Source organism: Paenibacillus taiwanensis DSM 18679 (assembly GCF_000425125.1).
Lineage (GTDB): Bacteria > Bacillota > Bacilli > Paenibacillales > Paenibacillaceae > Paenibacillus_B > Paenibacillus_B taiwanensis.
The window spans coordinates 310941-325429 of sequence record NZ_AULE01000023.1 but is presented as its reverse complement, the minus strand read 5'-3'; the positions used below and the strand labels follow the sequence as shown (position 1 = coordinate 325429).

11 protein-coding genes are annotated in these 14489 nt (G+C 45.3%); 4 read left to right on the top strand and 7 right to left on the bottom strand.

Annotation, left to right across the window (positions count from 1 at the left end; genetic code table 11):
* Positions 1-130: 130 nt before the first annotated feature.
* From H509_RS0103635 to H509_RS24190, 6 genes are all read right to left on the bottom strand, one after another.
* The gene (locus H509_RS0103635) at positions 131-1615 is read right to left on the bottom strand and encodes an ABC transporter substrate-binding protein (protein WP_028543867.1); all 1485 of its coding nucleotides are present in this window, start codon (positions 1613-1615) and stop codon (positions 131-133) included.
* Positions 1616-1717: 102 nt separating this feature from the next.
* Positions 1718-2635, bottom strand: coding sequence for a carbohydrate ABC transporter permease (locus H509_RS0103630; protein ID WP_028543866.1), 918 nt, complete (start codon positions 2633-2635; stop codon positions 1718-1720).
* 17 nt (positions 2636-2652) lie between these two features.
* Positions 2653-3591 (bottom strand): ABC transporter permease, encoded by a 939-nt coding sequence (locus H509_RS0103625; RefSeq protein ID WP_028543865.1) that lies wholly within the window; start codon positions 3589-3591, stop codon positions 2653-2655.
* Positions 3592-3791: 200 nt separating this feature from the next.
* Complete coding sequence (locus tag H509_RS0103620; RefSeq protein ID WP_028543864.1) at positions 3792-5348, bottom strand: response regulator transcription factor; 1557 nt, start codon at positions 5346-5348, stop codon at positions 3792-3794.
* 45 nt (positions 5349-5393) lie between these two features.
* Positions 5394-7310 carry a sensor histidine kinase gene (locus H509_RS0103615; RefSeq protein WP_028543863.1) on the bottom strand — a complete coding sequence of 639 codons (1917 nt, stop codon included), beginning with the start codon at positions 7308-7310 and terminating at the stop codon, positions 5394-5396.
* 269 nt (positions 7311-7579) lie between these two features.
* Positions 7580-8047 carry an OsmC family protein gene (locus tag H509_RS24190; RefSeq protein WP_051286792.1) on the bottom strand — a complete coding sequence of 156 codons (468 nt, stop codon included), beginning with the start codon at positions 8045-8047 and terminating at the stop codon, positions 7580-7582.
* 397 nt (positions 8048-8444) lie between these two features.
* Between H509_RS24190 and H509_RS0103605 the strand changes: the two genes are divergently transcribed.
* A complete protein-coding gene (locus H509_RS0103605) occupies positions 8445-9326 on the top strand; it encodes a C40 family peptidase (protein ID WP_028543862.1) in 882 nt (293 codons plus the stop codon).
* A 169-nt stretch (positions 9327-9495) separates the two neighbouring features.
* Here the strand turns inward: H509_RS0103605 and H509_RS26615 are convergent, their stop codons facing one another.
* Positions 9496-10998 carry a VanW family protein gene (locus H509_RS26615; protein WP_051286791.1) on the bottom strand — a complete coding sequence of 501 codons (1503 nt, stop codon included), beginning with the start codon at positions 10996-10998 and terminating at the stop codon, positions 9496-9498.
* Between the two features lie 307 nt (positions 10999-11305).
* Between H509_RS26615 and H509_RS0103595 the strand changes: the two genes are divergently transcribed.
* From H509_RS0103595 to H509_RS0103585, 3 genes are all read left to right on the top strand, one after another.
* Complete coding sequence (locus H509_RS0103595; protein WP_028543861.1) at positions 11306-12175, top strand: sugar phosphate isomerase/epimerase family protein; 870 nt, start codon at positions 11306-11308, stop codon at positions 12173-12175.
* 90 nt (positions 12176-12265) lie between these two features.
* Positions 12266-13384 carry a Gfo/Idh/MocA family protein gene (locus H509_RS0103590; RefSeq protein WP_028543860.1) on the top strand — a complete coding sequence of 373 codons (1119 nt, stop codon included), beginning with the start codon at positions 12266-12268 and terminating at the stop codon, positions 13382-13384.
* Between the two features lie 359 nt (positions 13385-13743).
* On the top strand, positions 13744-14487 hold the full coding sequence (locus H509_RS0103585; protein ID WP_028543859.1) for an SDR family oxidoreductase: 744 nt from the start codon (positions 13744-13746) through the stop codon (positions 14485-14487).
* Positions 14488-14489: the final 2 nt, after the last annotated feature.

Below are 14489 nucleotides of genomic sequence, written 5' to 3'. Positions count from 1 at the left end.
TGAAACACAATCAGGTGAAGCGAATGCTCCACCTGATTGCACGGGATATTCATTTCGCTGGTGGCATATTGTTCATTCCTGTTGTCAAATCTGCAAAGGTGAAATGAATGCCGTTATGCTAGCTTGCTGTTTATTTCTTGCTTGCTTTCCAAGCATCCAATTGTGTTTGCATTTCAGCTTGAACTTTATCAAGACCAGCAGCTTTTAATTTTTCCATCATACGTGGCACGTAAACTTTAGGGTCAACGGAACCAGTGAAGATGGATGGGTAGAATTCTTCACGAACGTTTTGTAATGCAGCAATTTCAGTTTTCAAGCTGGAACCGTCAAAGTTGAATCCAAGCAACGGTGCATTTTTAGCAGCGTCATTGAATTTTTTGAACTCATCCCATTTGTTGTCTGGATCTGTTGGCAATTTGTCAAGGATAAAGAAGTTACCCAGTGTAAATTGCGGCATATCATAGCCTTCTTGTTTTGCTGGCAAGTATTCAATACGATCTTCTGCAAGACGTTTGAAGTGCTCGCCTTCAATACCGTTGTTAACCAAGTTACGAAGGTATTTATCTGTGTTCAGCAAGTTCAAGAATTGCATAGCTTTCTCCGGATATTTGGAGTTAGCGGACACACCCATCATGGAACCTGTTACAGACCAGTTGTACACGTAAGGATCTTCAGCTGGGTGGGATTCGATTCCATAACCGTAGCTATCAGTCCACATAGTGTCAGCAAACGGTTGTGTTTGTGGCATATCTACAAGCCATTTACCTGTTTTTTGCTCATCACCTGTTGTAGCTGTTGCAGCATCTTGTTTCAAGTAGCCGGCTTTATAGTATTTGAACATAGTATCCAAATGTTTTGTTACTTCTGGTTGCTCAAACAAGTTTTGAAGCTTCAAGTCGCCTTTGTCGTCGAGACGAACACCTAGCGGCAAGTTCTCATTCACCAAATCCATTGGCAAGTCGAATTTGAAGTCTTTACCAGCGGACAATGGATATACGCCAGATTCGCCTTTCTTAACTGCTGCAAGAAGCGGCTCAAGGTCTTCAAGTGTTTTCACACTGTTAACGTCCAATTTGTACTTGTCAACCAATGTTTTGTTGTAACGGAACACTTTTTGTGCCGGAAGCTCTTTGTTTACAGGAATTGCATACAGCTTGCCGTCAATTTTAGCACCTTCCAAGAAGGATGGGTGCAGTGCATCTTTAATGCCTTGACCGTATTTGTCAACTAGCTCTGTCAGGTCATAGAAAGCACCTTTCTTAGCGTTTGTTACATAGTCAAAAGCCCAAGAACATGTGAAAGCGATATCATAAGGTTCACCAGAAGCAGCGATTACGCCCATTTTTTGGTTGTAATCACCCCAGTCGAACATTTTCATTTTGATCGTAACGCCGATTTTCTCTTTGGTGTACTCGCTGACTTTTTCCATTACTTTGTCTACGTCTTTTTGTGGAGTACCAATGGTGTACCAGACCAATTCAACCGGTTTTTCCGGTGTTCCTGCATCTGCACCTGATCCTGCTTCATTTTTGTTGCCTCCGCATCCAGTCAGAACGAGTGAAGCGACCATAACGAGGCAAAAAGTCATCATAAGCCATTTTTTTGCTTTTGCCATTTTGTTTCATCCCCTTTTGTAAAATGAGCATGCTGTTGATGATTTATTATTTCCGGACAGGCTGTCCGTTAGAAGACAGCCTGCCGGTTATAACTATAACCATTATTCTTTTACAGCGCCAATCGTTAAGCCTTGTACGAAATAACGTTGGAAGAATGGATAGGCACATGCAATCGGCACGGTAGCCAGTACAACGAGCGCCATACGTGTTGCTTCCTGCGGCAGCGTACGCAACAGTTCGAGTGATTGACCCGAAGAGCTGAGCTGTGCATTGCTAAGCAAGAATTGCATACTGTTTTCAATCCGCATGAGCATGGATTGAAGCGGCACGAGCGCTGGATTGTCGATGTACAGCAAGGCATTAAACCAGTCATTCCAGAAGCCGAGTGTAGCAAACAATCCAATTGTTGCGATACCTGGCAGCGAGATTGGCAGCACGATCGTAAAGAAAGCTCGCAGCTCACCTGCTCCGTCAATCTTAGCGGATTCGATAATCGCATCCGGCACCGTTGTGTTATAGAACGTTCTCAGGATGAGGACGTAGAACGCATTCATGATCAGCGGCAGGATCAATGCCCATACCGTATCTTTTAAGTGCAGCACTTGGGTAACAACCATGTAAGTTGGAACCAGACCGCCGTTAAACAACATCGTAAAGAACGCGATAAAGGAGAAGAAATTCCGATACGTAAAGTTCTTACGAGAGATAGCATAAGCATATAACGCAATGACGATCAAGCTGATAAGCGTACCAACAATCGTAATCATGATAGTAACGCCGTATGATCGAAGCAATTGGTCGCCTGCTTTGAAAATATATTCGTAAGCGGCGAAGCTCCACTCTTCAGGCCAGAACGCGTAACCGTTCTTGTTTAACGATGCCTCGCTTGTTAGCGAGATGATAATAACAAAGATGAATGGAAACACACACAGGAGTGCAAAACCACCTGCTATGATATTAAACAGTACATTCAACCCTGGTGAGAGATGGTGAACGTCGCGATGTTTTTTTGTGCGCAAGGTCAGTCCCCCCTAATTTAGAACAACGCGTTGTCTTTGTTGAATTTGCGTACAACCCAGTTCGATGTCATAACGAGAACGAATCCGACAAGCGATTGATACAAACCAGCCGCCGTACTCATTGAAATCTCGCCAGTTGCTTTCAAACCGCGATATACGTAAGTGTCGATAACGTTGGTGACCGCGTACAACGGACCAGAATCCCGTGGAATTTGGTAGAAGAGACCAAAGTCCGCATAGAAGATACGGCCGATTGCTAGCAGCGTCAGAATCGTAATCAACGGTGTGATAAATGGAAGCGTAATGTTACGAATCTGCTGCCATTTGTTAGCTCCGTCAATCATTGCTGCTTCGTAGTACGTTTTATCGATACCAACGATCGCCGCCAAGTAGACAACGCTGGAGTAACCGATACCCTTCCACATGTTCAGGAAGACGAGAATGTAAGGCCAGTAAGTCGTATCCGCGTACCATGACACCGGATCTTTACCCATCCAAGTCAGCAGCTGGTTCATAACGCCTTTATCCACGCTCAAGAAACTGAATGTGAAGTAACCGACGATAACCCAGGACAAGAAGTAAGGCAAGAACATCCCGGTTTGATACACTTTTGCAAGTCGTTTGTTAACGATCTCACTTAAAATAATAGCCATCCCTACAGCAAAGATCAGGCCGAGCACGATAAACACTACGTTGTATACGATCGTGTTCCTAGTAATGACGTAAGCGTCATTTGTGCTGAATAAATATTCAAAGTTCTTAAATCCTACCCACTCGCTTTGCTGGAGACTCGCCAAGAAGCCGTCACGGCTAAAGCGGTAGTCCTTGAAAGCGATAACAGTACCGAACATCGGAAGGTAAGAGAAGAACAAAAACCATAATGCCCCTGGCAGTACCATAATCAAAAAGATTCGGTTTTGGTTGATGTTCCTTAAGATGTTCTTGATGGTTTGCATCCGATCATCCCCCGTTGCTTTGTTTGCAATTGTTTGCTTGGTGTACTCTTAGAGTATCCGAAATAAATCGCTTTCAACAGTCAATAAACTTTAGATTTGGTGTACAAAATAAAGAAAGGGCTTACACACGGCGCATTTGGTAGATGCAGACCATGGAAGCCCTTTACTATATTGGACAACTAAAGGAAAATTAATTCCTTTTAATGGATCTCCCTGTATTCCTTGGGAGATATGCCGACGTATTTCTTAAATTGCTTATAGAAGTAACTTTTGTCCCAATAACCTACCTTTTCAGCAATGTCGGTCATACGATAATTGGTTTCAATTAACATTTGCTTGGCCATCTTAATACGGGTTTTATTCAAATAGTCTGAAAATGTGCACTGCACTTCCTTCTGAAACAATTGTCCCAAATAAACAGGATTTATATTGTACACCTGACTTAACGTCTTGAGCGATAATTCCTCGGCGTAACGATCATCAATATGCTGAAGCACCTGCTTCACGACCGGCGACATATCTTGCGGCTGATTAAGCAGGTCGATCAGCTTCACAGCCGCCTGCTCCAAATGCTCCTTCAGAGCTTGTATGGACTGTATCCGATATACAGCATCAAACCAATCCTGCTCTCCCTCGGATGCATGCAGCGCCTCATCATTTATCGACTGCTTCCATGCAATAAGCAGCTCTACTGCAAAGTTACGAATATCACGAGGTTCTGCCCCTTCAACTACACGCAGGCGTTCAAAATCGTCATCGAGCAGCCGATGAATGCCGTCTTTATCCTTTGCGTACAACAACTTCACATAAGGATTAATGTCCGGCTGCACGGACGAAGGACGTGATGAACGATAGTTCAATGTTTCATCGTAATCAATGATACCGTCCTCATCTTTAACCAGATGGTAAGGCTGAACCTGCTTCGCATGAGCATAGCTGACAGCTACCAGGGCATAACCCGATTGGACGCTGCCCGTCGTCACCTGGAGCGTTGTATCATGCTCTTTCTCCACGTCCAACTTCCAACGAATTAATCGTTCTGTGATCAATGCCTTGTCAGCAGACTGATTGAGACCTATAACCAGCGCAATTTCGCCGTCCCATTCCCGAATGCAGTACCCTTCAGCAAACTCCTTGACGAACGATTGTGCACCCTTAGCCAGCTTCTCCTGCTGCTTGAGGTCCATATCCAATTCCAAGCCATTATCACTTTCAGTGCGAATTAGAATCGTCCAGTAATAAGGATGCAAAAAGTGGATACCAAGCAATTCAGCCCGCTGTTGGAGCTCTTCGAGATGAATCTGGTCTCTAATCCAGCGATAAAGAACATTATCACGCAAAATGTCCCGATTGTGCTGCTCTGCTTGCTTATGTGAAAGCGTCTGATCCAACTTCTGTACTGTCGTTTCCAGTGTAGAGCAGAACTCTTCCAAATTGATTGGCTTTAGCAAATAATTTTCAACACCGAGCTTGATGCCTTCCTTCACATATACAAACTCATTGTAGCCGCTCAATATAATAAAGCGGGTCTGTGGATGCAATCCTTTGACCTTCTCAATTAATTGAAGCCCTGTCATCTTCGGCATCATTATATCTGTCACAACAAGGTCCACAGGCCTCTCCTGAAGCTGTTTCCATGCTTCTTCCCCATTTTCGGCTTGTCCTACAATGGTAAGGCCGTAATCATTCCACTCCAGAATAGACTGCAATCCCTCTATAATGAACGGTTCATCATCCACTAGAAACACATCATACATATCGTATCCCCCCATCGTTGGTGCCTGCCGCCTCCGACATCAGCCTTATTGAAGCGGCACGCGCAGCGTAACGACAGTGCCCGAATTCACGACGCTGTCTATGGTCAAGCCTGCTTGTTCTCCATATAATATTTTAAGACGATCATGCACATTTTTTAACCCTAAAGAACCATGATCCGTTAATTCAGGATGATTCAGATCGTTTTGAATCTGCTGCAACCGTTCAGGTGCTATACCCTTCCCGTTGTCTGACACAGAGATGACGAGACAATTGTCTGCTTTTACCGCCTCGATCAGCACGTGGTTGTCTGTCCTCTCCAGGCCAAGCCCATGTACCAAATAGTTCTCAATGATCGGCTGTACAGATAACTTCATAATGTTGTAGCCGCCTATATGCTCCTCCATTCGAATGGTGTATTGCAGCTTGTCTCGGTACCGCAAACGTGTCAGTTCCAGATAACGCTTACTATTTTCAATTTCTTCATACAGCAGAATCATCGTTTTGTCCTTGACCATATGTCTGAAAATAGAGGCCAGATTATATATCATATCCCCTACATCGTGTGCTCCCTTAGACACGGCCCGCATCCGAATGACTTCTAGTGTATTATACAAAAAATGTGGCTTAATCTGCGCTTGCAGTGCAATCAACTCGGCATGCTTCTGCTTCAGCTCCGACTTGTAAAAACGATTAATGTACTGTTTTAAGTCCTCACACATCCGGTTAAAGCTCTGAGCAATAAGCCCCAATTCATCCTCTTGGTTAACAGGTATTCTCGTTTCCAGATTGCCATCCTGAACCTTTTTCATAGCCATAACGATGGACTGTGTGCGGCGTGAAAGATGAATAACAGAAAAATAAGTTAAGGACACAACCGCAATAATGATAAGCGCTGTCACAAACATAATCGTGTTACGTAATCCAGACAAATGAGAAGTAATGCTCTCTTGCGGAAGCAAAGCAATGACCGTCAAACCGAGCTTATTCATTTGGGACATGTTTACATATGTCGTACCATACCCTTCAAGCTTGGTAGGCTCAGGATTGCTGCGGTCTACTGCAAATATTTTGCCAGCATTTTGCTCAAAACGCTTCATATCCCACGTCTTTGAATGATAAATCAGTTGACCATCGCCATTCATTACAGCGTATTGCGCCTCACGCTGTTCGTAGTCAATATTACGTTCAATACCACTCGTATTAAAATCGATACTAATCTCACCAGCGGTCATAAGTGTTTCTTTGTTATTTACACGATTATTGATGGTCACAAAAGTGCGCTCAGATGTTACCGCTACCTCTTCCGTCCCACTAATTTTGCTGTCTCTTATCGTGCCCATTTCACTGCCTAGAGCGGCATGTTCGTCGATGTCATGCACGTTCTTTACCGCATCTGTCAGCGTGCTCGGCTGTTCAAGCGTTGCCTTGCCAATCCCCATGTATCGCTCAATAATAAATTCAGGCGATTCACGGCCTGGCCCTTTCCATTCGTACAGCTTCGGATCACCCTTGCCACTAAACATATAAGCAAAATGCTGCTTTTGGCTGTATAAAATGATGTTGCGTACGTCTGAGTCTTTCAAAAATTGATTCGAATAGAAATCCCTGAAGTCACGTGCATAAAAGCTGTTACTCTTGCTGTACGTATCCAGTCTGAACTTCAAATACGACTCATATCCGTGCTCCAGCAAATAGATCGTATCTTCAATTAGCGTATTATCCTGGTATAGCTGCTGAATCATCGCTTGTGCCATCTCATTCTTCTGATCGAAGTAGCGATTAATCGTATCCACTGTACGTTGTTGTTCCATAACGGCTGTGTTGATATCTTTACGCGCATAAAATTGATAAGCGAACACTGACAACGTCACCAGTGACACAACCGCAATTAAGGAGTAGATGACAATAAGCTTATTAAACAGTTTGCGCTTGAAATACCTTTGATAGAAATGTTTGAACATGATCTTGTTCCTTTCATCTACTGCATGCAGGTACCTTATCTATTGTAAACGTAATCTATATCTTCGTATAGGTTCGCGACCGCGATAATATTACATTCCATATTTTACCTTATAATACGAATATACCGCTGCACACAAACAAAAGAGGCATGTGCCGAAGCGAGTCCGGTCTGCCTCTTCTAGTATATCCTAATGATGCGTGTTCCCCTCTTCAATGGCGGAACCCGTCATATATAATGCGTACACCTTAACAAAGTCCTGTGTGAAGCCTATACGAGGTAAAGCTCTTTACCCTTACTCACACTTTCCCCTAGACTATCAGAATGCTGACGTGGCACCTGCGGTGAGGAAGTCTGATCTACAAATCGAATGTTAATTTCCGAACTCACAGTACGCAGCAGCTTGCTGCCATAGCGCACGGCTTGAAACATTTCCACACGTGCAGCATAAGCAATACCTTCTGTACGCAAATAAAAAGTCAGCTGCTGAATATGATTGTATTCATCCAGAGCATCCTCTACTTCAATACCAAGATGCTGAATGGTCCACCCCTGTTTATCCGCGTACTGTTGAATGGAGCGCCCTAGACAGGAAGCAAGTCCTAGCATCCATAGTTCTGAAGGACGAAATCCAGCATCATCACCTTCGCTGAACGTTCTTGGATCAATTCTGATACTGTGTGTATGCGCCACTCCTAGATGCTGATCATGTTGAACTCTTCTAAGTGATACTTGCATGGCAATAAGCCTCCCTGTTCATCGATTGTAACGATATCCAGTGTTCAGATCGTTTGAGCGCCACGATCAAGGCTTATTACCCATTACAGCTCGGATGCAAACTTAAAACAGCCCCTGATCCATAACAATAAGGGCTCTGTTCACAAAACTGTCTTATATCGGTCCAACATACGGATCGCCCTCATCCACAAACTGTCGCAGGAATACATTACCTATGCCTGATCCTTTGACAAGGTTACAATTTTGTAAGATAATTTTTATAAATTACAATTCTGTCATAAATGGTTCTCCCAGACTATTGGTAGATTTACCATTGATATGGTAGGATCGTGTATGTCCACTGAACGTCGCACACGACATAACACAGATGGCAGACAACTATTGAGGAGGCGATGTTTTGAAGGTTGCAGTACGAGCTGCTCTTATTGCGAGCGCTGTTTTTGGATGCATGCTCTTGTCGGACGGCGCGCTCGGCACAAAAGCTTACGCAGATACAAGCGCAAAAAATATTTCGATGACAATCAATAATAATACGGTCCAGTTTAACGGAACAGTTCCTATTCTGGAAGGCGGAGAGAACCTTTACGTTCCCCTGCGTGCATTTGCGGATCAAATGAATTATGACCTGGAATGGTCTACTATAGATGAAGATCACTTGGAAATTACGATTACTGACGGTACTAAGAAGCTTCGCTTTCGCACCGGCGACAGCCAAGTCGTAGTGGATGGACAAGCTGTCCAAATGGGAGACGGCCCGTGGTCCTATCAGAACAATACATACGTGCCTTTTCGTTTTCTCATTGACCAGATGAATTTGCAATTTAAATGGGACCCTTCTTTAACAAAGTCACTGCCACAGGTGAACCGTTACAAGGAGATACCTGAAGTCACAACAAGCTCCCCGGCGCCTACGACTCAAGCCAATAAAATTTTAAATTCGGCCTACAGTTATCTTGGTGTACCTTATGTGTGGGGAGGCACTTCGCCTAACGGCTTTGATTGTTCAGGATTCGTAAATTACGTATTCCGCAAACATGGAACAGCGTTGCCACGCACGGCGCATGATATGTACAAATCGTTAGGCACTTTGATGAAAAATCCTCAAAAAGGAGATCTTGTCTTCTTCTCTTCTGGAGGAACTCGGATTACTCACGTTGGAATCTATGTCGGCGACAATAAGTTTATTGAAGCCAATTCAGGTTCCGCGCGAAGTGTCAAAGTATCCAGCATGGGTTCCAGTTGGGCACAGAAAACATACGTTGGCGCCAAGCGTGCATAAAGCTTAGAAACGAGAAGAATTAATAAACGGGACTTGGAGCTTGATTCCCCCGGTTGTTTCATTCCTCACCCTAAACATCTTCACCTCTGATCCGAAACATGACATCGTATAACTTCATATAAATGGATACCCGATTAGTTCCCCTTATAAACAACGCCGTAGCTCTCAGCTACGGCGTTGTTGGTGTATGAACAAATTGCGTCTCCTCAACGGTATAATGCGTCGGCTGCGAGCGATAGACCGAGTTGCTTAGCTTCTCTCTTGCAACCGCAATCCCGTTCACAAGTTTAATGCGATAAGTTTCAAGGACATAGCCCGCTCTACCCTTTTGTAATACATGGGTTTGCTTTTCTTTTGTAACCCCTTTAAACTCGTACACCGAAGCAGGCTGCGTCTCTTTCACAAGTCTCGTTTCGACTTGATACGTCGTTCCAGACTCTTTCTGCCCATAAAGCCGAATCGTAAGCTTATGATCCTCCACTCGACTGGTCCAAACGACGTCGCCCTCCGTGTTGTTACGAATAACCAAATCGGGACCATTGTCCGAATAAGTTGCATCCAGCCCCAAGGGCACATAACCAACAGGGAGCGAGTGGGATTGACGCTCCACAATTTGAAGCCCGCTGCGCAGCGCCGCATTGTACATCGTGGTGGACGTCTGGCACAAGCCGCCGCCAATGCCATCTATGAGCTTGCCCTTCTCTATGACCGGAGCTTCCTGCAACCCATACTTTTGCTCCGTCTTATCGGCAATATCTTGATACCTTACACGCTGACCTGGGTGAAGAACTAGTCCATTTAACACTTTAGCACTCGCTTCAATATTATGATAATGTCCTTTACCGCTATCGGCGATTCGGGTCGTATATTCAGCAAGAAGTGCGTTTGGCTTGCGCTGCTGCAACGTACTGAGCGTAACGTTTGCAGGCACTGTAATTAGCGGCATTCGCAGCATTAACAATCTAGCCTGCTCTTGTTTGTTTAGTACGTATTTGGATACTTGCTCCGTCAACTGCTGCTTTAACTGAAATGCATCCAGCTCGATACCGTCCGTTTCCTTTACATAACTAGGTTTTAAAGGTATATCATATCGCACTTCAGCATCTTTCGGCTTACGATTAATGGCCTCGCCATAAGTATCACTCATCGTCCGCCACAGCTGTTCCTGATCGACAGTTATAGCACCGCTAACATTTTGAGTAGGCAGCTCACCCTTCAGCTGTAGTCTCTTCCAGAAGCCACCGTTGCTCCAGTCCTCAAGTTGCTGCTCCGCTTCCACACTGTTAAACGAGATGCCCAGTTCCTTTAATGTAAGCGATTGTGAGGCCAGATTGCTGAGCGTAGCGTCTGTTCGATCTGGAATAAAGACGATCTTTGTCTGCTCCCACGATTCAATCCGCCGCTGCATCTGTTCTCGCAATTGATCAGGCTTCATCCCTTTTGCATCTAAGCCAAATACTCGATATCCGGCAGGAAGGTTGTTATCGTTCATCGTGTTCCATATAAACCAGCCACCGCTTGCAATTACAATGAAGAGGATACTCGCCGCTGTTAAAATGTATATCGTATATTTCTTCCATATATGATGTAAATAAGACACGATAGAAGGCTTGGTCTGCTCCTTGTCGTTCTCAACAGATTCATTGTTATTTGCTTGTTCTTCCTCAAGCATGGAATGCCATACCTCCCCTCCTGCTATCACTATACCGAAAAATGGAGCTGATGTGGTTACAAGGCGTTTACCGAATTGGTTATCTTTCCTTATCGTGTCAAGATTAAGGTCATTACATACAAAACAGGCTGCGATTCTGTAGAAAAGTCAGCTTGAGGGCGTTATATCGAGATCAAGGCAAATATCCCCATGTAAACGGTATCATTTTGCTCACAAATGACTTTGTTCTGTCGCTTATTATCTGCTACGCTCGAATGTATGATGTGACATATTGTATAAATAGCATTCGAAGGAGGTTCAACCCACCATGAACATATCGATTGGCGGATTTTCTTTTAACAACTTACGCGTGGAAGGAAAAATGGACGTCTTCTCTTATATAGAGACGGTGCATACGCAATTCGGACTTCAGGCAATCGATCTTTGGAATGCCTTCTTTGCTGATACGTCACGGCCACTCTGGGCGGTCGCCGATGACGATACGATAAAACGAATTGCACAGGCCCTCAAGGAACGGGAGATGACACTGGCCAATATAGCAGTGGATACAGCCCATCTATGGGACCCGGACCCAGAGGTGCGTGAAGCACTGCACCAGAACGCATTGTCCCACCTTAGAGCTGCCGAGATGCTAGGCGCCAAGTCCGTCCGCATCGATGCGGTAATGCACGGCTCCGATACGATGTCCGATGAGGCGCTTACGTACATTGCCACGCGCTACCACGAATACGCTGCGCGGGCTGCCGAGGGCGGTTACTGGGTCGGGCCCGAAAATCATACCGGCTTTGCCTTGAATCCTGCCTCAATCGTCCGCATTTCTGAAGCGGTCAACCATCCAAATTACGGTGTATTGCTGCACCTCGGAAGATGGCAGCACGCCGTGCCGTCTTATGCACGCAGCAGCAGCTCCTCAGAGGAAAGACAGCAATTTGCGCTTGCAGGCGACGCGCAAGTAATTCCTTGGACCAAGCATGTGCACATCGATCAGAAGACACTACAAGCTGATCATGCACCAGCCTTGCTCAGCCCACTCCTTCAGGCAGGCTATGAAGGGTTCTGGGCAGTTGAGTATAATGCCCCACAGGACCAACGTGCAGCCATTGCTCATGCACTGCAACAATTGCAAAGTCACCTAGAGGCAGCTGTTGCAGCCACGTCGTCCTCTCAACTAGAATAAACTCACATTTTGTACAAGATAAACTAACTTAATTACTGCTGCTTATCTGCTTATATCTTCCGTCACACGTCAAGCAAGGAGGGCTTCAAATTGACAGCCAAGAGAATAGCCGTTATCGGAGTGGGCCAAATCGGCAAGCATCACCTAGATCAATATTCTAAAATAAAGGACGCAGAGCTTGTTGCCGTATGTGATACAAATCTGGTTGAGGCACAAGGTGTAGCTGCTCAGTACAATATTCCCGTATACACTAGTAACTTCCGCGAGCTGCTGCATCGTGATGACATCGATGCCATCGACGTCTGCCTGCATAACAATCTTCACGCGCCAATTGCAATCGAGGCGCTGCAAGCTGGAAAGCATGTCTACTGTGAAAAGCCAATCGCAGGCTCCTATCGTGATGCCATTGCAATGATGGAGACAGCAACAGCGTCCGGCAAGCTGCTGCACATCCAGCTTGGCAATTTGTACGCCAAAGAAACTAAGGCTGCCAAAGCCATTATTGACGGAGGAAAGCTCGGCAGGCTGTACCATGCACGTTCAACAGGCTACCGACGCCGTGGTCGACCTTACGTTGATGGTTACGGAACACCTGCCTTTACCCGCAAAGCTACCGCCTCGGGTGGAGCTATGTATGACATGGGCGTATACCACATCTCCCAGCTGTTATATTTGCTAGGCCTTCCTAAACCTGTGCGGATTAGCGGGCAAACCTATCAAGAGATGGATATGCTTGCCGAACGACGACATATTAGCCAGTTTGATGTAGAAGAGCTTGGTGTAGGCCTTGTAAAGTTTGAAGGTGGCATCACGCTAGATATCATTGAGGCTTGGTCCATTCATATGGGAGCTTTTGAAGGAAGCAGCATCGTAGGAGCAACAGGAGGAATCCGTTTGCCAGCTGCTAAAGATACAGAGGGATTAAGCTATCATTATACGGATTGTGATATCGATTTCGATGCCACGATTGATCTTGAGGCGATGGACCGCCGCTGGCATATGCTGCGAGATACGGAATGGGCATACGATTCCTCACAGCATCATTGGATTGCTGCTCTTCAGGGTATTGTGCCGCTGCTGCCAACTGCCCAACTCGCTCTTGATACGATGCTCATTAGCGAAGGAATTTACCTGTCCAGCAAGCTTGGACGCGAAGTGACAGCCGATGAAGTAGCTGATCTGTCCGTATCAACAGCTCTTCAGCTGTAACCCCGAATGCTTATGAATGTCGAATACTTGTGAATACAGATAAGTTAAGATCCACAACACCTATTCATCTTCACATTTTAAAGGTGTTACCGTTTAGTGCCCGTCCCTCTTTATGCTGGCGACGGGCTTTTGGTGTGATGTGGTCATATGGTGCTGCTCCCATGCCAATCCAATTCCCTCTATATCGACGCTATAACTATACATTTTAAACATTTATGTTTAGAATGTAGGAGAGGCTAACTAGCCTTTTTATGAGCGGTCTAATATGATCGCTCTACAACTGGCTGGTTTACTTCGCGCTTACAGCATATACCTTTCTACTTGTAGGGACAAATCGTTTGCAGACGGAGGAAAGAACTATGGACTTGGCAGGAAAAAAAGTTGTCATCACTGGAGCAGGAAGAGGATTAGGGAGAGCTATGGCGATTCGATTTGCAGAAATGGGAGCCGAATTGTTTCTAGCGGCTCGCCAAGCAGGAAGTCTGGATGAAACGTGTCAACAGATTCAAGACACAACGGGACATCTTCCAAAAACGTATATTGTGGATCTGTGCAGTCCGCAACAAATTCAAGCTTTCTGTACAGCAGTTGCCGAGGAAACAGCTGTTATCGATATTGTCGTCAATAACGGGGCTACCTGGCTTGAAGGTGATCTGGACAGTGTCACCGATGAGGCCATCAGTGATACGATTAATTCCGCCGCCTTAGGCACCTCGCTCGTAACACGCCACATGCTGCCCCTGCTGCGTCGCTCAACAGCCGCTGACATTGTAAATATAATATCGGTTTGTGGCTTGCCTAATTATCAACACGAGACCGCCCACGAAGCATTTTACGCTGCCAAATTCGCTCAAGCAGGCTTCACTGATCGACTACGCCAGCGGCTAAAGCCAGAAGGTATTCGGGTCATCGCCGTATATCCGCCTAATTTTGATGATGTGTCGCCATTAGATGAGGATTGGCTATCACCTCGCGATTTTCATGCCGACCAACAAATATCAAATCGCCATGTAATCGAGTCGATTACATTTGCGCTTACGCGGGATCGAATTTGTGCGATCAATGCCATCCAGCTTGATTCCTGGCCTTCATCAACACGTTAATC